This window comes from Corynebacterium freiburgense (assembly GCF_030408815.1).
In the GTDB taxonomy this organism is placed as follows: domain Bacteria; phylum Actinomycetota; class Actinomycetes; order Mycobacteriales; family Mycobacteriaceae; genus Corynebacterium; species Corynebacterium freiburgense.
Window position 1 is genome coordinate 246,727 of the sequence record NZ_CP047355.1, and the last position, 19,963, is coordinate 266,689.

A 19,963-nucleotide genomic window follows, 5' to 3' on the forward strand; every position below is an offset into this window, starting at 1 on the left:
ACCACCGTGACGTCGTAACGCATATTTGTGTGATGACCGAATTTTTAAGTATTAAAACATAAAAACAGTACATAGATTAGGTTATGCGTTCGCAGAAACTTTTGCTTTGGTTTCTCGATCAAGCAAACGTTCTTTCAGATCCGTGCCATAGCGGAAAGCGCCAGTTTCGCCGCTACTTTTAACTGCGCGGTGGCAGGGAATAAATAGCAGAGTGGCATTGTGTTCGCATGCCGAAGCTGCCGGCTGAACCGCATCTGGGCTACCTGCGCGCTCGGCGAGCTCACTATAGGAAATCGTTGTTCCCGCAGGTACTGTGCGCAGTGCATCCCACGCTGCCTCCAAAAAATCACCTGATTGCTGCTGTACGGGCACCTGTTCAATTACTTCGAAATTGCCGGCATAGTACTGCTCAACGGCGCCTAATACCGAAGCCGTAACAATATCGGAGTGCACAAGATGTTTGGGTCGAAGCTGTTTGTGAATCTGTTCCTGCAGTGCCGTATGGTCGTCGGTCCATCCGGATGCGAGTACCTTTCGATTTGCAACGATCACCGTAAAAGGACCGTCAGGGGTTTTGGTGGAGCTGTAGTATGCAGTGGTCAAGCGTTCCTCCAGAGACGTGAAGTGGAATACATGTTTGGTAAACGTCCGGCTTCCATGCCGGCCTTCTAGTGTAACACCCCTAAAATAGGGTGTTCTTTATCTACGCTTCGGCGTTTCGCCTTGGCCGAATATCAAGACTGTTAGGCGTTTTCTCGCCGAGCGAGCCACTCCTTATATGCCTTTAAAGCTTTGCGCTCTTGGAGTTGGCTTTCCAATAAAATCCGAGTGGGGGAGGTTTGCGGCCGAGGCTGCTTTCCATCGGCAACTCGCTGCAGTTGATACTGTACTTGAGCCATTTTTGCTAGTGAGGCAATTCCTTTGTCTTTAAACTTAGGCTCGGCAAGTGCCGGGGCCATTGTTTCCGCATTGCGCCATCGATTTGGCAGGTCGGGCATAACGGATAGGGCAGTACCAATGCCGACCATTGCGATCCCAGCATCGATTACGCGTTCGGCTGTGTGTCGGCGTGTGATGCCACCGGTCACCATGAGTGGCATAGGTGCGACCTTGTTAATCTCCTCTGCGAATGTAAGGAAATAGGCCTCACGATCCAGGGTTCGCTGGTCGCGTGTGTACCCCTGCATTGCCGGGCTTTCATAGCTTCCGCCAGAAATCTCAACCATATCCACACCCAGATCACCGAGCATTTGTACTACAACCGAGGCGTCCGCAACGTCGAAGCCGCCGCGTTGGAAATCAGCGGAGTTTATTTTCACACCAATGGCGAAATTTTCGGGGACTGCAGCGCGGGTTCGGGAGACAATTTCACGTAGTAATTTGCTGCGTCCTTGCAGTTCGCCGCCCCATTCATCGGCGCGGAGATTAGTTAGCGGAGAAAGGAACTGGGAGAGAAGGTAGCCGTGGGCGGCGTGTAATTCCACACCATCAAAATCAGCCTCGGCGGCTCGTGTTGCAGTAATAACAAAGCGTTCGATTACATCTTCAATTTCCGCTTGGGTCATTTCCTTCGGCATATCAAAACGCTTGGAATGCTGGCCCATATCCAGGGGCACGGCGGAGGGCGCGATCTTAATGCCGGGCATACCGCGTCCAATTTGCCTTCCCGGGTGACTAATTTGCATCCACACTTGGGCGCCGCCACTGTGCGCGGCCGCAGCCCATTCGCGGAAAGGTTCTAATGGTGCTTGGTTGTCTAAAATAACAGCCCCTGGATTTGTTAATGCGCGAGCATCTACCATGACATTGCCGGTAATAATTAGCCCAACGCCGCCGCGAGACCAAGTTTCATACAGCTGGAATAGTCGCGGATTGGGAAGGTGCTCTTCACCGCCCAGGTTTTCTTCCATTGCGGCTTTGGCAATGCGATTCCGGAGTGGCTTTCCATGACGCAACTCTAGTGGTTCAAATATTTTTTCGGGCTTGTTCTTGGCGGAAATATCAGTAATAAGCCGTTCGGCGAGGGTTTCCGCTGAAGCTGGATTCTGCCCTGTATACAGGTTACGGTCCACTACAACAAAAGGCCGCAATGGTAATAGATTCTTTTGATATATCAACCCCGTTTCCAGCAACTTATCTTCCAGGAACCAAGGTGCCTTCCAAGCAAAGCTATTCAGGCGTTCTTCTACATTTGAAAAAGCAGTTACTTTATAGCCTGCGAATGGTGAAGATCCATCAGGGTTTTTAGCTGCAAGAATAGCCGCCGGAGCGTGGCATAATAAAGCAAGGGGTTCGCCGGATTGTAGTCGGCGAGTCAGTAATGCGCCGGAAGTTTCATCAACGGCGAGGTCTTCCATGGGGCCGTGGCCGCCGGGATAGAACACGAGGTCAAACTCTTGTTCATTGACTTCTTCAAGTGGAGTCGGATGCAATAGCTCCGATTCAATGGAATCCAAGTATGATTTCACTGCTGCGCGCTTGGCTTTAGATCCACCGGCTATCCCTAGGCTTAATTGGTCGAGTGTTGGCGTTTTTCCGCCAGGGCTGGCTATTGTAATTTTCCAGCCAGCGGCGCTAAAAAGTCGGTGGGGCTCTGCAAGCTCTTCGGCCCAATAGCCCGTAGGATGCTTGGTTTCATCTGAAAGAGTCCATGAATCTGCGGCGGAAACTACAAATAGTACTGAAGTCATTGCACCATCCTATTGATTTCATGTTTCGCGCGGGGCGGTGATATGCGATCGTCTTCGAGCGATCAAGTTCAGAGCTTGTTTAATCCACGTCACTCAATCGTTTTTGGGTGTGGTTATTGGGCCCCGCAACCTTGGGTTTTGGGGCTGGTTTTCGTTTGTGGGTTACAAGGGTGGTTTGGGCGGTTGATCTGGGGGGGGCGTGCGATGGAGGTTTCGTAAGTCATGGATGTGGGCGTTGTATTGGTCGAAGGTGTTGCCAAAGCGCCCCATTCCGTGTCGGATCGGTGGGGTTGTGTTGTCGTCTTCTGGGGTTTTCCCGGAGTGTCTTGGCGGCATTGGTAGTCCGCATAGCCCGGCTAGTGGGCCTTCGGGAAGTGTGATTCCTAGGTTCCGTTGGCTTTTGCCAATTCTGGGGTCGGTGTCTTCCCAGCTCACATGCCCGTTCGGGGTGATGTGGGCGCGGAGTTTGCGGTCGGTTTTCATATTGTGGTGGTGCCGGCATAAGCATTGTAGATTTGCCAAGCATGTCCAACCACCAGCTTCAAAGTTGATTACATGGTCGATGTCGCATCGTTCGGCGGGGATCATGCATCCGGGGTATCGGCAGTGGCCGTCGCGGAATCGGACCAGTGCTTGCAGGATGGGGCTGGGGTCGTGCACATCTCGGCAGATTCCTGCGTACTCGAAGATATTTCGGTAGCGGATCCGCATTTGCTGTAAACGTTGGGTGTCTAGCGTTGTGTCAGCTTTGCCGGTCCCGGCGAGTTCATCAACAATGATGGTTGCTTCGGGTGCAGCGTGGCCGACACCAAAGATTGTGACGCTTGTGGCTTCTGCTTCCCCGGTTAGCAGGCGAATAAAAGCGTCCACCTCGGGAATGTGTTCTGCATTTGCGACGGCCTGTACGTGCCGGTTTATCATTGCTGCTGCGGTGGCATCCACCTCGGCGCTTACCGTCCACATCCCAGGTTGCGTGCTTTTTGCACACCGAAAATCTGGGCGTCCAACCGGGGTGCCAATAGTGCCGGTGTCCTGCAATTCACATTGCAGTAGTTTTCGTAGTGCGCGAGGTGAGGGAAGGTGCTGGCTGCAACGTTTTGGGGTGAGCGCTCGCACCAATACCGTTTCCATCTGCGCCACCAAATCGGCATCCGGAACAGCTGGCAAATCCTGCAATTCCGCTTCCATCGCGCACGCCATAGGCACGCTAATAAGTCCTTGTTTGAATGCGATTTTTGCGAGATTCGGAAAATGGCAGGCTAGCCGGTGCACAAACCCCAACATCAACCTGATCGTGCGTCGCGAGGCAACTACCCCGTCAGCTTGTAGTTGGGCAACAAGTTTTCCCAGGTCAATTCGATCGAATTCAACAGTTTCGACATGATAACGGTAAAACTCGAATTCTTCGATATTAAGCATCCTGGTTCGCCGGCCTGTGAGGTTATCCTCAGCTTGAACACGGAAATATGCTACGTCCACGGATACTCCCACCACCTGTCATGCTTATTGCCCCAACCGAACCTTATAGCATTCATTCTACCTTGAGGGCACTCCTACAGCAAGGGTAAAGCCGCAGGTCAATGGCCGAAATTAAACTGAGCACGGCGTGCCGTGCATTGCTGTATCGGCATGTATAGCCCACTATTTGCCGGCCGCTACTCATCTTCCGTTCGAAGCCTGCTGTCCGCCAAGTAACCACACTGCCTAAAGGTCATGTGTAGTAGTATCACCCTTGCTGTAATCATGTGCATCTGATTAAAAATCATTAAACTCGCATCTTAAAGGCTTAGAATCGGCAAATAAATTGCGTACAAAATGCACCCAAACAGGGGTGTTTGTGAACTTGTTCAGGGGTCTAGGTTGATCTTTGATTTACGGCGTTTGGGTTTTGCGGGCGCTGGCTTGAGTATCCCTGAACTCGCCGATCGGAGGCAATGTGGACTAAGGTTAAAAGATTTTTCCGGGGCTGCCTTTTCTAGGCCTTTGATAGGATCACCCTCTTGAGCTGGTTACATTTTTATCTCCACTGCCACAAATGCATAGACCAAGCCCTTTGTTAAAAAAGGGATCATGTAGCAGCGCTTACCGTATCAGTCTCAATAGTCTCGCTGTTCACAATGGCCCCGAGTGGTCACTAGATAAACCACCAGATAGTTCTCAGTCTTCTTCTCCGGCCCCACCCAGCGGGTTCTCCCGCTTGAGTAGGCTATCTTTTAGCTCCGGCCCATAGAGAAAACCGCCGGTAGAACCATTTTTCGGCAGTACCCGATGGCACGGTATTAATAATGCTATGGCGTTATTGGCGCAGGCGCTGGCTGCTGCCCGTGCGGCTCGGGGGTTTCCTGCGGAAGCGGCAAGGTCTGAGTAAGAGACCGTGGTTCCTGCGGGCACAGCGCGTAGTTCGCTCCAACATCGTTCAATAAATGCTCCTGATTTCTGGTGTATAGGAATCGTGAGTGTCGCATCGTGGTTGCCGTCGTAATAGTATTTGATCGCAAGTGAAACAGGACGCACGATTTCCGTATCGTGGCGGAGGTCAGTGGGTTTCAGTTCGGGGTGTACGCGTGAGAGTAAATCGTCGGTGTCGGTGGTCCAGCCAGCAGCAATCACCTCGCCTTCTAGGAGGATTACGGTAAAGGGGCCGTCTGGTGTTTCAACGGTGTCAAAGTATGCGGTGGTCATGCTTGCCTCCAGATGTGCATGGCTGCGTAGGATCGCCACGGTGCCCATTGTTCGGCGATTTGTGCGAGCCGTTTATGGTCGTTTTCGTATATGAAGCCAAGGTTGCGCGCCCCAGCGAGTAGGGCAACGTCGCCTTCAGGCCAACTGTCGGGGTCGTTGAGTGTTCGCATCATAAAGTACCGAGCCGTCCATGTGCCAACCCGCGGCAAAGCGATAAGTTGTTCGAATAAGTCATTGCTATCGATGCGGAGTTCTCCATCTTCGAATGCTTGCATGGCTGCAATCACTGCCCGTACAGATTGACGAGGTAACCGCAACGCCCGATCGGGATTCAAGGACTCAGGATCGGGGATAGCGGCAATAATTTGTGCTGGCGTGGGAAAGCAGTGCGATAATCCATTAAAACGCGAGGAGTATTTCGTCCCGGCTACCATCGCCAGCCTGGACAGGTGTTTTCGCGCTGCCGCCACCGATATTTGCTGCCCTACCAGCGCCCGCATCAGCATTTCGTGCGCGGATGCGGCACCGGGAACGCGGATGCCCGGAATGCTGGCCAACTCGCCCAAGTGCTTATCGACGGCCATCGGGTCGGCGTCCAAATCGAACATGCGGCGGATGCAGGCGATGGCGGCAGAGGCGTCGGAAAGATTTGCGAGTTCAAGGCCAGCCAGGATCCGTCCATCTTTAGTGATCGAAATTTCTATCGCGCCAGGTCCGCCGGGCAAGGCAACGGTACGCGCGTAACGCCGTCCGAAAACATCTACGACCTCAACACCAGGAATCGCGCGAGCAGCCAAGAACTCCAATAATCCGACAGCATCAAAGGGCTGCCGTACCGCAAGTTCGATATTCAGTGCGCTTGATGCGCCGCGTTTCATATCGCTGGGGCAGGAGCCAAACGTGATACGCATGGTGTCGTTGAATTGCCGAACGGAGCCGAACCCGGAGGCGAACGCGACGTCGCTAAGCGGAAGGTCTGTGCTGGTAATCAGCGTGCGGGCTACTTCGGCGCGGTGTGCACGTGCTAATGCGAGCGTGCCCGCGCCATACTCGGAAACCAGGATGCGATGGAGCTGCCGCGATGAATAGCCGAGGCGAGCGGCGAGCCCGGAAACGCCTTCGGAATCGACAACACCTTCGGTAATAAGTCGTAGCGCTCGGGCTGCCGTGCCAGAGCCCGGAAAGCCCGGCAATGCATTGGGTACGCATCGCTTACATGCTCGAAAACCGGCTTCTTGTGCTGCGGCGGCGGTGCGGAAGAAGGTGACGTTTTCGGGTTTTGGTGTGCGGGCTGGGCAGGAGGGGCGGCAATAAATGCCCGTTGAGCGGACGCCAGTGTAGAACAGGCCGTCGAACCTAGCGTCGCGTGCCTGAATCGCCGCATAGCGTTGGCGAAAACATGAATCCTGCTGCATGCGGCCAGTGTAAGCATGATGCTACGTGGCGTGCTGGCGGAAATCGGACACTTACTTCTTGCCGTAGCGTTGAATTAATTGAGCTTGGACTTCGCGGCGTCGGATTTTGCCGAGCTGGTCGCGCGGCATTTCTTCAAAGTGATAGAAAGTGCGTGGAACTTTGTATCGGGTGAGCAAGCCTCGGCAATATTGCTTTAGAGCGTCGGGATCCATAGCGGCACCTTCTACCAGGGTAATTGCGGCGACCACGTTTTCGGATCCGTCTTCACGGGGGAGACCTACTACTGCACAGTCTTCAATATCCGGGTGCCCGGTGAGTACATCTTCCACTTCGGCGGGGTAGACATTAAAGCCACCAGTAATAATTACTTCTTTAATACGGGCAACAAGGCGGATAAAACCGTCTTCTTCCATAACACCAACGTCGCCTGTGCGATACCAGCCATCGTGGAAGGATGCTTCGGTGGCTTCGGGTTGATTAAGGTACCCTTTAAATACTTGCGGTCCGCGAACCAGTACTTCACCCTCTACGCCATCATCTTGGGTTTCGTCGAGATTTTCGGGATTAGCAATACGAACCTCGGTATCGGGGAAGGGAACACCAACATAGCCAGGTCGGCGACTCTGAGTCATAGGATTGCCAACAATAATCGGAGAGGTTTCGGTGAGGCCGTAGCCTTCAACGAGTAGCCCGCCGGTAATGCTTTCCCAACGTTCAACGGTACGTACTGGCAAGGTGGAGGCACCTGAAAATGCATTGCGAACGCCGGTTACGTCAATGCCTTGTTCGAGCGCGGCGTCGACAATCTTTTCATAGAGCGTTGGCACGCCTGGAACCCAGGTGGGGGTGCGCTTTTTCATTATTTCCATAATGAGCTTAAGGTCCGGCGCTGGTAGGAGCATAATTTCTGCACCAACATATATGCCAAGGGTGGCCACCATTGTGAGGCCGTAGGCGTGGAACATGGGGAGTGCGCCGAGCATGCGTTCGTTTTGCTCGCCTAGGCCTGGTACCCAAGCCTTACCTTGAAGCAGGTTTGCAAAAAGGTTGCCGTGGCTTAACTGAGCGCCTTTAGGGGTGCCCGTGGTACCCGAGGTGTACAAAATCAGGGCGATACTATCCCGCGTAACGTCCTCGTGAGAGGTAATGTCGTGGCCATCGCCGCCAATGGCCCCGCTGAGAAGAGTTTCCCACGGAACAGTATTAGGAGCAGGCGCTGTAAGTTTCGCACGTGTTTTCCTAATGGAAGGGATAGGGAGTTTTAACGCAAGTTGTTTGGTGCGCGGCATCGCCATAATCATATTGACAGATACAATTGTCTCAAGATCGGTGGTATCACGAAGCCGTTCAAGTACAGGGGCTGCTTTGTCCCAACAAATTGCCACCCGTGCACCATGATCCGCAAACGGGTGTTCGAGCTCATGGGCGGTATAGAGTGGGTTATGTTCCACCACGGTGGCACCAAGTTTAAGTACTGCATAGAAAGCAATAAGGTGCTGGGGACAGTTTGGCAACATAATAGCCACACGGTCACCTGGGCGAACACCAAATGCTTTAAGTCCTGCAGCTGCGCTGCGAACCTGGCGGTCCATTTCGGCATAGGTTTGGGTCCTGCCAAAAAAATAGGTGGCGTTTTTGTCAGCGTTGACGGCGAGGTTGTTATCGTAAATATCTAGGAGGGTGGTTTCGCCGTAGTCAAGGGAGTGGGGTGTCCACTCCGCATAGTGTTCGAGCCAGGCCTTTGTCTCTGTTGCTGACATGTACCGTGTCCCTTCATAAAGCCTGGCAAGTTACCCAGGCGTAACTTCAATAAGATTAATTCAGTCTTACCATGAGCTTATTGTGCACGTCGCGGCAGGGTAGGGCGTGGAGACACAACTACACTTAAAAAACATGCGTATAGCGATGATTTCCATGCATACCTCTCCATTACAACAACCCGGTACTGGCGATGCTGGCGGTATGAATGTATATATATTTTCTACGGCCTGCGAGTTAGCCCGTCAAGGCGTGCAAGTGGATGTATATACACGTGCTACTCGTCCAAGCCAAGGGGAAGTGGTGCATGTAGCACCGAATTTCCGGGTGATTAATATAGCCTCCGGCCCTTACGAGGGTTTAGATAAAGAGGAATTACCTACTCAGCTTGCAGCGTTTGCGGGTGGTGTTTTGGTGTATGCCCGGCATCATCAATTGACCTATGACGCATTACATTCGCATTATTGGTTGTCAGGTCAGGTGGGGTGGTTGCTCCGTGATGTATGGCAGATACCGCTCGTGCATACAGCCCATACCTTAGCGGCCGTGAAAAATGCCTATCGTGCTGAAGACGATACTCCCGAGACCGAAGCACGACGTATTTGTGAACAACAACTCGTGGATCATGCTGATGCACTAGTAGTAAATACCCAAGAGGAAGCCCTTGAACTGCAGTATCACTATGATGCAGTGGCAGAAAAAATCACTGTTGTGCAACCTGGTGCGAATATCGATCTTTTTCATCCTGGGAATGATCGCGCTACTGAGTTTTCACGCCGTGAACTAGGTATTCCTTTGGACGCCAAGGTTGTGTTATTTGTTGGGCGTTTGCAAACATTTAAGGGTCCCCAGGTGCTTATTAAGGCAACAGCGGAGCTTTTTCGGCGGGATCCAAACCGTAATTTACGGGTAATTATTTGCGGCGGGCCTTCCGGGCAACATGCCACACCAGAAACCTATCAGGAGCTGGCACGAGAATTGGGCGTGGCGCGGAGGATTCGGTTCTTGGATCCGCGGCCACCAGAAGAACTGGTGACCTTATATCGCGCTGCGGATATTGTGGCGGTGCCTAGTTATAACGAAACATTTGGGTTAGTTGCAATTGAAGCTCAAGCTAGCGGAACTCCTGTAGTTGCCGCACGTGTAGGCGGATTGCCAATAGCGGTGGCTGAGGGGGAGACGGGGTTGTTAGTGGAGTCCCATGATCCACTTGATTGGGCGGATGCATTGGCCCAACTCCTCGACGATAATGACACCCGCATTCGCATGGGTGAGGACGCAGTAGACCATGCTCGGCAATTCTCATGGTCTAGTACCGCCAGCAATTTAGTATCCTGCTATACCCAGGTAGTTAGCGATTCTGTAGATGCTCACTACGATCGGTGTGGCCGCACTTAATATGCTTTTCGACGACCGCGCCTTCCGCAAGGTGGCACCTATACCCAACGTGCACGGGCGGGAAGTGGCAGAATCGAAGACATGACTACTGGAAAGTTAATTCTCCTCCGCCATGGTCAGAGCGAATGGAATGCTTCCAACCAGTTCACTGGTTGGGTTGACGTTGCCCTGACGGAAAAAGGCGAAGCCGAAGCGAAGCGCGGCGGCGAACTCCTGCGCGAAGCCAATATTCTTCCTGATGTTGTATACACCTCGTTGCAGCGTCGGGCTATTGCCACTGCACACATTGCTCTTGATGCGGCAGATTTATTGTGGATCCCTGTGGTTCGCGATTGGCGCCTTAATGAACGCCACTATGGTGCACTGCAAGGTTTAAATAAAGCAGAAACCAAAGAAAAGTACGGCGACGATCAGTTTATGGCGTGGCGTCGTTCCTACGACACGCCACCACCACCGCTGGAAGACGATAGCGAATACAGCCAGGCACACGATCCCCGCTACGCACATTTGGACAAGGTTCCAAATACTGAATGTTTGTTGGATGTAGTAAAGCGTTTTATTCCTTACTATGAGGCAGAAATTCTGCCACGCGTGCTTGGTGGGGAAACCGTACTGATTGCCGCCCACGGTAACTCACTGCGTGCCCTAGTCAAGCACCTCGATGGTATTTCTGATGAAGATATTGCAAACCTGAATATCCCTACAGGAATTCCGTTGGTATACGAACTCGATGCTGAGGGTAAGGTCCTTAACCCCGGTGGCACCTACCTTGACCCAGAGGCCGCTGCTGCTGGCGCCGCAGCCGTAGCTGCTCAAGGCCAAAAGTAAACGTGCTGTATTTCCTCCTTGGCGTGGCGTGTACAGCCATTGCCTGGGCTTTGTACCGCTGGCTCCTACGAGGGATCCGGCGGCGCATTCTTCGCCGCCGAAAGGCGGCAACCCTGGCTGATAATCGCGTTAATACCGTGAGCCAGGTGCTACACCTTGCAGTGCAAGGTTCCCCAACGGGAGTTACCGTAGTTGATCGCAATAGTGACGTTATTCTTTCCAATGCCCGGGCACACGATATGGGCATTGTGCATGAGCGCACTATTAATCCCGACGTCTGGGTCGAAGCTTCCAAGGTTTATGAGGACCAGGAAACCCGAGAATTGTCTATGGAGCTTCCGCGGCGCAGAGGAACAACGCCAGTTATTGCGGTACGGGCTGTGATTAAACCGCTGACACTAGTGGATTCGCGATTTGTCATTGTATATGCGACCGATGAATCCGAAAATGTGCGTATGGAATCCGCGCGCCGGGATTTTGTGGCTAATGTCTCACACGAGCTCAAAACTCCTGTTGGCGGGATGGCCCTCCTCGCCGAAGCTCTTATTGAATCAAAAGACGACCCTGAGACTGTCGAGCATTTCAGTACTCGCCTTATGAAAGAGGCGCACCGAATGGCCGATATGATCACTGAGCTTATCTCCCTATCAAAGCTGCAGGGTGCGGAAGCGTTACCCAATATGGAACCCGTCTATGTCGATGAAATTATCGATGAAGCCATGGCACGAAACCAACTCGCCGCAGAAAACGCCAATATTGAAATGACGCGTGATAAACCTGGCGGATTGCAAGTGAATGGTGATAAGAACCTCCTGGTGACCGCGGTAGCTAACCTGATTGGAAATGCGGTGAATTACTCTCCGCAGTCCAGCCCGGTAAAAGTGAGTCAGGAGCTAGTCGATGACGATACGGTATTTATCCGGGTGGCAGATAGAGGAATCGGCATTGCCCCTGAAGACCAGAAGCGCGTTTTTGAGCGCTTCTTCCGTGTGGATAAAGCGCGGTCTCGTTCCACTGGTGGCACTGGTCTCGGCTTAGCGATTGTAAAGCATGTAGCCGCTAACCACGGTGGTCAGATTTCGTTATGGTCGCGGCTCGGTTTTGGTTCGACTTTTACCCTTGAACTCCCGCTCTACCAGCCAGAATCCCGGACTATAATGGGCAATGATCTCGGTGAAGATCTTACGCTTCCAGAACCAGGCTAAAGGATTGCTATGACAAGAATTCTGCTCGTTGAAGATGAAGAATCTTTAGCGGAGCCGCTTGCTTTCCTCTTAGGCAAAGAAGGCTTTGACGTGGTGATGGCTGCGGACGGTCCCCAGGCTCTCGTAGAGTTCGAAGCCCACGACATTGACATTGTGCTTCTCGATTTAATGCTGCCTGGTATGTCGGGGACTGAAGTCTGTAAGCAATTGCGTGCAGTATCAAGTGTTCCTGTGATTATGGTCACGGCGCGTGATTCGGAGATCGATAAAGTTGTGGGCTTGGAACTTGGTGCAGATGATTATGTAACAAAGCCGTACTCTTCGCGAGAGTTAATTGCTCGCATTCGGGCTGTGCTGCGCCGAGGTGGGGAGAGCGAACCTGAGCAAGTTTCTAGCGATGTGCTTCATGCTGGAAGGGTAAGGATGGATGTTGAGCGACACACCGTCGCCGTTGCGGGTACCCCCGTAAACCTCCCCCTAAAAGAGTTTGATCTTCTGGAATATTTACTGCGAAATGCCGGCCGTGTGCTTACCCGCAGTCAACTGATTGACAGGGTTTGGGGTGCAGATTACGTCGGTGATACGAAAACTCTAGATGTGCACGTAAAACGCCTGCGTTCGAAGATTGAAAAGGAACCTTCGAACCCACAGCATCTTATTACAGTTCGGGGTTTGGGATATAAGTTTGAGCCGTAGACTTCACATGGAAGGCATGGAAATCCCCAGTAAATAAGTGGTGCGAAATTAAATTTTGTGCCACTTCCATGAGGGTTCTTTAAGGTTTCTGGGGAAGTTTGGCGGGCGAATCCTAGCGCAATGGGAAAGCCAAAAAGGACATAGATGTCAGCTTTGGGGGTCTTTTATTAATTCTGGCATTAAAATGAAAATTCGCAGCGTAAAGGTGGCAGGTAGCGTGCCATACATTGTCATAGCTGAAATGTTGCCATGCGGAGTTAGGGGGTATTCCATGGAATTTTCTGAGATTGTCACATGTCGTAGATTTAGCTGAAAGCGCTTCTCAACGGGGGCTTGTGGTGGTCATGTCCACAGCTCAGGGATAGTGCTGCACCTTTGCTATTTTTATTTAGGAGAGGTCATTGTTTTTGGATATTGCGTTCCTCATTCGGTGTTCAATTTTTATATTGGATGCACGGGAGTAAACCTTATTTCTATTTTTAAAAAGCGAAAAATGTATTTACGATTCGTGCTTTCGGTCAAATTTTTGGAATTTGTTAAAATATTGGCTTTTGAATTTTTTTGGAAGGCGGTAATTCCATGAAGATTGCGAGCATTCTACTAATGTTTTGTAGTCAATATATATAATCCTTATGAATTTTTGAGATTTGCCTGAGTTGCGGGATGTATTGCAAATGCACTTTTGTCTTGTATTGTTGCCCGTTTCTTGCAGTGAGCTACTAGGACTTCGTATGCGGAATCGCCCATCAGGGTGCGTAATTCCTGCTCATGGGTGATCCAGATGGGATCTGGGGAGTTATGACACGCCGGTGCTGTGGTGCAATACCAATCAAAATCTTCACCACCATTTCCCCAGCCTCGACGGTTATATTCGGTAATTGTTGTGCGTAGTATTTCTACTCCATCTGGGCGTTCTTCATAGGCTTCAAGCCTTCGCAGTGGCAGCTGCCAGCATACCTCAGGTTTCACCACAGTAAGCTCTTCACCTGCGGAAATAGCCCATTGGTGGAGGGCGCAACCAGCGCCTGTCGGCCAGTTTTCCCGGTTGGCAAAAATGCACGCGCCGTCGACAAGAATTGTTTTTAAGGCTGGTTCCGGGTTGCCTTCATCATCATCGAGCTCGTCCCATTCCAGCCAAGGCTCCAGGTCATCCCATGTTTCTGTGTTGTCTGGGCGGTGCTGCCAGAAGCGTGCGGGCATGCGTTGCGCGGCGTCGGCAAGTTGTTCACGGTCTTCTTCATCACAAATAAATGCGCCATGGATGCAACAACCCACAGTATGATTAGAAGCATCGATACCTTGGCAAGTTGTGCTAAATCCACAACGCCAATGGGATTCTAACCATGTTAAATCACAAGAGAATATATGCAGTGGGTCGTCGGGATTGGTAAATTCAAACCAGTCGCGCGGAAAGTCTGGTGGTAATTCAGCTCCAGATCGAATTGAAGCAGCGGCTGGGGACCTTGAAGGAAAACCAAGATTAATTGAGCGGCGATTCACACTTGGTAACGGTAGACCGTCTAACCTTAGTCGTGTGAGATTAGGTGTATTGGATGTGGGCAGCAACACGGTTCACTTAGTGGCTGTGGATGCCCGCCAAGGCGGACACCCGACTCCGATGAGTGATTGGAAAACTAGCCTGCGGTTAGTGGAACACCTTGACGGAGACGGAGCCATCGATGAGAAAGGAAGGAAGAAGCTGATCAAGGCCGTAGCAGAAGCAAAGGATCTTGCCGAGACTCTCGGTTGTGGGGACCTTATGCCCTTTGCGACGTCTGCGATCCGCTCTGCTGCTAATAGTGAAGCGATCTTAGACTCGGTTGAAGCAGATACGGGTATTCGGCTTGAGGTCCTCTCAGGCAAAGACGAAGCCCGCCTCACGTTCCTTGCGGTTCGCCGTTGGTATGGTTGGTCCGCAGGCCGCATCACTAACCTAGATATTGGTGGTGGATCACTTGAGCTTTCCACAGGGACTGATGAAGAACCTGACGCCGCATTCTCACTTGACCTCGGCGCTGGACGGCTTACCCATCAGTGGTTTGATACTGATCCGCCAGAGCGCACAAAGGTCAATGTTCTCCGGGATTATATCGATGCCGAATTAGTGGAACCGGCTCGAGTAATCCGTGCTTGCGGTACGAGTGATCTTGCCGTGGGTACTTCTAAAACTTTTCGTACGTTAGCAAGGCTTACGGGTGCCGCACCGTCATCCGCTGGGCCGCGAGTGACTCGCACTCTTACAGCACCGGGCTTACGCCAGCTCATAGCTTTTATTTCCCGCATGACTGCTGCTGATCGCGCAGAACTTGAGGGTGTGAGTGCCGACCGTTCTCACCAGATTGTCGCAGGTGCTCTGGTGGCGGAAGCGGCTATGCGGGCATTAGGTTTGGAACAACTACAAATTTGTCCTTGGGCATTGCGTGAAGGCGTTATTTTGCGCCGTATCGACAAGGGATTGGACTAGAAATCATGAGTGAAAAGCAACTCACCGTCGCCGAATTGATGGAGCGCGCTGCAAAAGAAGGTCGCGTTGAGGCTCCGCGCCGTCGTCGCCGCAGCCTAGAAGAAGGCGGTGTGTCTGTTGCGGAGTTGACCGGCTCGATCCCTGTTGTTAAGGCAGTACCTTCTGATTCTCGCCACAGCGCCGAGCCTATCGACGCCCCGTTCCCGCGGCAGCCAAAACCTTCGGCTGCAAAGGAAAAGGAGGCTTCGAAATCTGCTGAGTCAACGGAAACCTCAACACCGCAGGACCATGGCTCTTCAGTTGGTGCAGTCACTACGGCAGGATCGGTAGCCTCCGCAACCGCAAAGTTGGCGGAACCAAAACCATCAGTAGATTCCTCATTTGATACTGATAGTTCAGATACGCCACCGTGGATGACCGATACTTCATCAATATCGGACGGCACCGAAGAAGCATCAGAGTCTCCGGAATACACGTCCGAATACTCTGACACTCCTCCGTGGCTCTCCACATCTTTGCCAGAAGAAGAAACCACAACGGATCTTCAAGAAGATGACACTCCGCCATGGATGACCTCAAGCACAGCCAGCCCGGAAGAGGAAGAGGAAACACCTCCGTGGCTGATCACTACACCTGAGCCAAGCGCGCTGCAAGAAGAAGAGGAAGAGGAAACACCTCCATGGCTTGCCGCTGCTTTAGAGGAAAAGGAAAAGCAAAAGGCTGAGCAGTCTCGCGAATATGAGGAAACTCCACCGTGGATTATTACTGAGGCTGAAGAGGAAGCTGCAGCCAAGCAGGATGATGATATTCCGCCATGGATGATAGGTTCCACGGACGCCGCTGACGATGCTGAGTATCAGGATTCCTTTGCTGAGGAAACTCCACCATGGTTGCAACCTGAGCCAGTATCACAGCCTGAGCCGGAACCTGAAGACATTGCCGAAGAATCACAGGTGCCAGGTGCTGCCGCTGCATCCACGCCAAGCACTGATAAGACCATGGTCATTAGCGTAATTAATGAAAATGATCCGGTGCGGCTTACTACTGGGGCCTTTGAGGCAATTACTCCAGACCAGGCTGCGGCTGCTGCGGCGTCGTCTTCGGGGGCGTCGGCAAGTACCGCGCCGCATGCTGAAGAAACCACACAAATGCCTGTGGTGGAAGACGAGCAAGAAGACTCCTACGCTACTGAAGCGGTTGATGAGTCAAATATTGAGCGCCCCGACCTTGCCTCGGTGATCCCTATGGGTGGTCAAGCCAATATCAAGGAATCCAAAAAGCGCGATCGCAAGAGCAAAGCTGCAAGCCCATCAGATATTCCCGGCCCAAGCCGAACACCCGGGCCTAGTCCGACACCAGGTCCGGCGTCGGCTACGGAAACTCAGGTGCAGCCTGCAGTGGAAACCCCGATCCCAGATCCAAATGGTATTCCGGAGGCAAAGCCGCTGCCTGTCAAGGTGGAAGCACGGGAAAAAGAAGGCAAGATCTCATTTATTGCCATTGCGGGTATGACACTCCTGGCAATTATTGTGGGCGTAGCCTTATTCCTTGGTTTTGAAATGCTTTGGTCCAGCCTGCCAAAGTGGGCAGTGAGCCTTCTAGCATTGGCGGTTACCGGTGGCATTGTCGGCATAGTTCACGCGCTTCGTACGGAACGTGACTTCCTATCTATGGGACTCGCTGGCCTTGCTGGACTAGCGATGACCTTTGGCCCAATGGCGGTTGCTGGTTTATAAACCGGGTGCGCCGATGACTGCAACATGGCATGGTATACATCATGACCAGAATTGCAGTAATCGGCGTCGGTAAAATCGGTGAGGCGCTTCTTGCGGGGCTTATCGCAGGTGGCGTCCCCCCAAAGGATATTGCGGTAACCAACCCAGATCCAGAACGTGGAAAGTACCTCCAAGAAACGTATGGGGTTGTTGATTTCACGGATAATGTTCAGGCTGCAGACGGCGCCGACTATGTATTTCTATGCGTCAAACCAAAAGATACCCTACATGTACTGAATGAAGTTTCTGATGTAGTGGACAATAATGAAGGCGATACCACAGTCATTTCAATGGCGAGCGGTATTACGCTGCGCAGTTTAGAGGATGCGGTGCCGGTAGGCACGCCGGTGATTCGTGTTATGCCAAATACACCGATGCTGGTGCGACAGGGCGTCAGTGCCCTTGCATCAGGCAGGTTTGTAAGCGAAGAAAACCTCGAACACGTCTGCGAACTGCTGGAAAGTGTTGGCACAGTTGTAGTTGTGGCTGAGACGGATATGGACGCGGTAACGGCCCTTTCTGGCTCGTCCCCGGCATATGCTTTCCTTGTTGCGGAAGCTATGATTGACGCCGGAGTAAGTTTGGGTCTTACTCGGGCTATGTCGCGTGAGCTGACCATCGGTGCGCTATATGGTGCCGCGACTATGCTTAAAGAAACTGGCCGCGAGCCTGCCGAATTAAGGGCGGATGTAAGTTCGCCCGGAGGGACGACCGTTGCGGCTATTCGAAAGCTTGAGGCATTTGGTCTTCGAAGCGCGTTTTACGACGCCACCGAGGCTTGCGCATTGCGCTCAAAGGAGCTTGGGCGGACCCGTACAGCGGATGACGATAGTTAAAACAAGCCAGCGTTATTTATTAGCAAATCAACTAAGTCTCAGAGGTATATTTCAGCTTCGTTGCCCCGAAAGGGGTTAGCGAGCGGGGGAATCAAGTAGTGGTTGAGACTTTTTCCCAGTACACGTGTAACCAGCGGGTTTGCTGTGAAGCATGGTGCACTTGATAACAATTGTGACGAAGCGTGTCGCAACAGTCACAAGATTCACGGTAGGCTGTTTTAAGCACGCGCGTGACCAGTTGTTCTGCAGGAGGGGAAGCCTGCAGCACGCACTTGCTGAAGGGTTGAATGAATATGGCACATGAAGATAATGGAACGTTCCTGACCGTTGCTGAGGTCGCAGAGATTATGCGAGTTTCCAAGATGACGGTGTACCGTTTGGTCCACTCCGGCGAGTTGCCGGCAGTACGCGTGGGCCGCTCATTCCGCGTCCATGAGAACGCGGTGAATGAATACTTGGACTCGTCTTACTACAACGTAGGCTAGACGGCGCCCCACGTCCCCGTCTCTAAAGACCGGGTTCTTTTGTTCCACAGCTATATCAAACTGTAAGATTGTGGACATTCGTGTCAGCGCCGAGGAACGTGAGTTTTCTTATGTTCAGCCGAGAGTGCACTTTGGCGTTCGCTGGCAGGTCAGTACGTACATCACCGATTTTGAAGTGAGGGAAACCCCATGGGTTCTGTCATTAAGAAGCGCCGCAAGCGCATGTCCAAGAAAAAGCACCGTAAGTTGCTGCGCCGTACTCGTGTTCAGCGACGGAAACTCGGCAAATAAAAGAATCGCCTTGGGATTTTCCCAGGGCGACTTTTTGTTTCATCGGGGGTCAGTGTATTACTTTTTGCGTCCCCGCCACCGGCGATAGCTAAGTGATGCTGCTAAAAGTGTTGGTAAACCATAAGTGCGAATCGCTTTACGAATATTCCGGTAGTCCTGAATCTGCCAGCCGCGTCGGGTCGCTTCACGCCGCAGTTTTGAATCTGGATTGATTGCAACTGCGGTTCCGACCATTGAAAGCATGGGGATATCATTAATGGAATCCGAGTAAGCAGTGCACCTGCTTAAATCCAGTTTTTCCACCGCCGCTAGCGCAGCTACTGCATGGCGTTTTCCCGGGCCGTGAAGAATATCGCCCACAAGGCGGCCAGTAAAAAGTCCGTTTTCCACCTCGGCTACAGTGCCAAGTGCCCCGGTAAAACCGAGTCGACGGGCGAGAATTTGTGCGAGTTGTACGGGGGTTGCAGTAACAAGCCATACCTGTTCGCCTTCGGCCAGGTGCATTTCGGCGAGCCTACGTGTGCCTGGCCAGATTTTCTCAACCATGCGGTCGTCGACAATTTCCTCGCAGAGTGCAACAAGCTCATCTACTGAGCGGCCTTTAATAAACTCCAGTGCTTGTTGCCGCCCCTGGGCTACATCATTAGCGTTTTCTTTACCAGTCACGCGGAATTTAATTTGCTTCCACGCTAGCGGAATCATTTCATTTGCTTTAAAGTAACGACGCCGCGCCAGCCCCATCATAAAAACAATGATTGAGGCCCCCTGGATCAGGGTATTATCCACGTCAAAGAACGCTGCAGCCGGTCCTATACCTTGATGAAGTCGTGCATCTGGATTTTTGGTTTCGAACTTGTCTGCGGCTTCAATCGCGCCTGAGACCGTTTCAATACCTGAGGCGAAATCCCCGACCTCTAATCCGAATACCTCTGCTACGGCTGCCAACCCGGCGGTACGTTGTTCTGCATCGCCGACAGGGCGGAATGCGTGTTCCTCAAGAAAACGCCTGAGATTGCCTCGTGAGGCGCTGAGACTAGCTAAGAAATCCTCAGGGGCAGGTTCATAACCGGGGGTTGTCACGTAGGTGTTTCCTCATTAAACGAGACGGGGACAGGTATCGTCTTCAATCGTAGGCAACTTCGATAGGTGTAAGGAAAAATGAAACTACCTCAACCCCATTCGGTGCAACTTTTGGTCCGCGCAACCTGTGGATCATGTGAGCGCATACGCCAGGAAATTGAAGTTCCTGTTATACAAACAGGGGCCTCGTTTGAAGTTGTAGACGTTGATCAAGATTCCGCTTTAGCATTGGAATTTGGTGACCGGGTACCTGTAGTGCTGCTAGATAATGAAGAATTTGCATGTTGGGAGGTTGACCTAGCGGAGTTAGTACAGGCTTTGTTGTAGCGGCGGGCTGATCAGGATACGGTTATACATCA

At 52.1% G+C, this 19,963-nt stretch carries 18 protein-coding genes and 1 pseudogene; 10 read left to right on the forward strand and 9 right to left on the reverse strand.

Annotated elements, in window-relative coordinates:
* Window positions 1-81: 81 nt before the first annotated feature.
* The 7 genes and pseudogenes from CFREI_RS01115 to CFREI_RS01145 form a co-directional block, all read right to left on the reverse strand.
* Window positions 82-603 carry a methylated-DNA--[protein]-cysteine S-methyltransferase gene (locus CFREI_RS01115; RefSeq protein WP_035111987.1) on the reverse strand — a complete coding sequence of 174 codons (522 nt, stop codon included), beginning with the start codon at window positions 601-603 and terminating at the stop codon, window positions 82-84.
* Between the two features lie 140 nt (window positions 604-743).
* The gene (locus tag CFREI_RS01120) at window positions 744-1,955 is read right to left on the reverse strand and encodes an NADH:flavin oxidoreductase/NADH oxidase family protein (protein WP_435383908.1); all 1,212 of its coding nucleotides are present in this window, start codon (window positions 1,953-1,955) and stop codon (window positions 744-746) included.
* Between the two features lie 42 nt (window positions 1,956-1,997).
* Window positions 1,998-2,690, reverse strand: a pseudogene (locus tag CFREI_RS01125) (type 1 glutamine amidotransferase domain-containing protein); the annotation flags it as partial.
* A 162-nt stretch (window positions 2,691-2,852) separates the two neighbouring features.
* The gene (locus CFREI_RS01130) at window positions 2,853-4,169 is read right to left on the reverse strand and encodes an HNH endonuclease signature motif containing protein (RefSeq protein WP_027012574.1); all 1,317 of its coding nucleotides are present in this window, start codon (window positions 4,167-4,169) and stop codon (window positions 2,853-2,855) included.
* A 678-nt stretch (window positions 4,170-4,847) separates the two neighbouring features.
* The gene (locus tag CFREI_RS01135; protein WP_027012575.1) at window positions 4,848-5,372 is read right to left on the reverse strand and encodes a methylated-DNA--[protein]-cysteine S-methyltransferase; all 525 of its coding nucleotides are present in this window, start codon (window positions 5,370-5,372) and stop codon (window positions 4,848-4,850) included.
* Entirely contained in the window at window positions 5,369-6,787 is a 1,419-nt protein-coding gene (locus tag CFREI_RS01140; RefSeq protein WP_035111988.1) for a DNA-3-methyladenine glycosylase 2 family protein, read from the reverse strand. The genes CFREI_RS01135 and CFREI_RS01140 overlap by 4 nt, the downstream gene beginning before the upstream one ends.
* A 51-nt stretch (window positions 6,788-6,838) precedes the next feature.
* Window positions 6,839-8,548 (reverse strand): long-chain-fatty-acid--CoA ligase, encoded by a 1,710-nt coding sequence (locus CFREI_RS01145; RefSeq protein ID WP_027012576.1) that lies wholly within the window; start codon window positions 8,546-8,548, stop codon window positions 6,839-6,841.
* A 133-nt stretch (window positions 8,549-8,681) separates the two neighbouring features.
* Between CFREI_RS01145 and mshA the strand changes: the two genes are divergently transcribed.
* The 4 genes from mshA to CFREI_RS01165 all read left to right on the forward strand — a co-directional run bounded on the left by mshA (window position 8,682) and on the right by CFREI_RS01165 (window position 12,673).
* A complete protein-coding gene (gene mshA, locus CFREI_RS01150) occupies window positions 8,682-9,944 on the forward strand; it encodes a D-inositol-3-phosphate glycosyltransferase (protein ID WP_027012577.1) in 1,263 nt (420 codons plus the stop codon).
* 81 nt (window positions 9,945-10,025) lie between these two features.
* The gene (locus tag CFREI_RS01155) at window positions 10,026-10,772 is read left to right on the forward strand and encodes a phosphoglyceromutase (protein ID WP_027012578.1); all 747 of its coding nucleotides are present in this window, start codon (window positions 10,026-10,028) and stop codon (window positions 10,770-10,772) included.
* Between the two features lie 2 nt (window positions 10,773-10,774).
* Window positions 10,775-11,977 carry a sensor histidine kinase gene (locus CFREI_RS01160; RefSeq protein ID WP_084170733.1) on the forward strand — a complete coding sequence of 401 codons (1,203 nt, stop codon included), beginning with the start codon at window positions 10,775-10,777 and terminating at the stop codon, window positions 11,975-11,977.
* Window positions 11,978-11,986: 9 nt separating this feature from the next.
* Complete coding sequence (locus CFREI_RS01165) at window positions 11,987-12,673, forward strand: winged helix-turn-helix domain-containing protein (RefSeq protein WP_027012579.1); 687 nt, start codon at window positions 11,987-11,989, stop codon at window positions 12,671-12,673.
* A gap of 630 nt (window positions 12,674-13,303) precedes the next feature.
* Here the strand turns inward: CFREI_RS01165 and CFREI_RS01170 are convergent.
* The gene (locus CFREI_RS01170; RefSeq protein WP_027012581.1) at window positions 13,304-14,173 is read right to left on the reverse strand and encodes a DUF3109 family protein; all 870 of its coding nucleotides are present in this window, start codon (window positions 14,171-14,173) and stop codon (window positions 13,304-13,306) included.
* 34 nt (window positions 14,174-14,207) lie between these two features.
* Between CFREI_RS01170 and CFREI_RS01175 the strand changes: the two genes are divergently transcribed.
* From CFREI_RS01175 to CFREI_RS01195, 5 genes are all read left to right on the forward strand, one after another.
* On the forward strand, window positions 14,208-15,137 hold the full coding sequence (locus CFREI_RS01175; protein WP_035111989.1) for a Ppx/GppA family phosphatase: 930 nt from the start codon (window positions 14,208-14,210) through the stop codon (window positions 15,135-15,137).
* A 5-nt stretch (window positions 15,138-15,142) separates the two neighbouring features.
* The gene (locus CFREI_RS01180; protein WP_027012583.1) at window positions 15,143-16,873 is read left to right on the forward strand and encodes an Rv0497 family membrane protein; all 1,731 of its coding nucleotides are present in this window, start codon (window positions 15,143-15,145) and stop codon (window positions 16,871-16,873) included.
* A 41-nt stretch (window positions 16,874-16,914) separates the two neighbouring features.
* Window positions 16,915-17,748 (forward strand): pyrroline-5-carboxylate reductase, encoded by an 834-nt coding sequence (gene proC / locus CFREI_RS01185; RefSeq protein ID WP_027012584.1) that lies wholly within the window; start codon window positions 16,915-16,917, stop codon window positions 17,746-17,748.
* A gap of 293 nt (window positions 17,749-18,041) precedes the next feature.
* Window positions 18,042-18,233, forward strand: a complete 192-nt coding sequence (locus CFREI_RS01190; protein WP_027012585.1) for a helix-turn-helix domain-containing protein — start codon at window positions 18,042-18,044, stop codon at window positions 18,231-18,233.
* 189 nt (window positions 18,234-18,422) lie between these two features.
* Window positions 18,423-18,524, forward strand: a complete 102-nt coding sequence (locus CFREI_RS01195) for a 30S ribosomal protein bS22 (RefSeq protein ID WP_003402602.1) — start codon at window positions 18,423-18,425, stop codon at window positions 18,522-18,524.
* Window positions 18,525-18,581: 57 nt separating this feature from the next.
* Here the strand turns inward: CFREI_RS01195 and CFREI_RS01200 are convergent, their stop codons facing one another.
* Window positions 18,582-19,604, reverse strand: coding sequence for an HAD-IB family hydrolase (locus CFREI_RS01200; protein ID WP_027012586.1), 1,023 nt, complete (start codon window positions 19,602-19,604; stop codon window positions 18,582-18,584).
* A gap of 78 nt (window positions 19,605-19,682) precedes the next feature.
* Here CFREI_RS01200 and CFREI_RS01205 point away from each other — a divergent pair, with 78 nt between their 5' ends.
* Complete coding sequence (locus tag CFREI_RS01205; RefSeq protein WP_027012587.1) at window positions 19,683-19,931, forward strand: glutaredoxin family protein; 249 nt, start codon at window positions 19,683-19,685, stop codon at window positions 19,929-19,931.
* Window positions 19,932-19,963 lie beyond the last annotated feature (32 nt).

Excerpts from the sequence above, each read along its gene's own strand:
- CFREI_RS01135 (WP_027012575.1), bottom strand. The coding sequence starts at position 5,372 with ATGACCACCGCATACTTTGACACCGTTGAAACACCAGACGGCCCCTTT.
- CFREI_RS01140 (WP_035111988.1), bottom strand. The coding sequence starts at position 6,787 with ATGCAGCAGGATTCATGTTTTCGCCAACGCTATGCGGCGATTCAGGCA.
- CFREI_RS01145 (WP_027012576.1), bottom strand. The coding sequence starts at position 8,548 with ATGTCAGCAACAGAGACAAAGGCCTGGCTCGAACACTATGCGGAGTGG.
- mshA (WP_027012577.1), top strand. The coding sequence starts at position 8,682 with ATGCGTATAGCGATGATTTCCATGCATACCTCTCCATTACAACAACCC.
- CFREI_RS01155 (WP_027012578.1), top strand. The coding sequence starts at position 10,026 with ATGACTACTGGAAAGTTAATTCTCCTCCGCCATGGTCAGAGCGAATGG.
- CFREI_RS01165 (WP_027012579.1), top strand. The coding sequence starts at position 11,987 with ATGACAAGAATTCTGCTCGTTGAAGATGAAGAATCTTTAGCGGAGCCG.
- CFREI_RS01180 (WP_027012583.1), top strand. The coding sequence starts at position 15,143 with ATGAGTGAAAAGCAACTCACCGTCGCCGAATTGATGGAGCGCGCTGCA.
- proC (WP_027012584.1), top strand. The coding sequence starts at position 16,915 with ATGACCAGAATTGCAGTAATCGGCGTCGGTAAAATCGGTGAGGCGCTT.
- CFREI_RS01190 (WP_027012585.1), top strand. The coding sequence starts at position 18,042 with ATGGCACATGAAGATAATGGAACGTTCCTGACCGTTGCTGAGGTCGCA.
- CFREI_RS01195 (WP_003402602.1), top strand. The coding sequence starts at position 18,423 with ATGGGTTCTGTCATTAAGAAGCGCCGCAAGCGCATGTCCAAGAAAAAG.
- CFREI_RS01205 (WP_027012587.1), top strand. The coding sequence starts at position 19,683 with ATGAAACTACCTCAACCCCATTCGGTGCAACTTTTGGTCCGCGCAACC.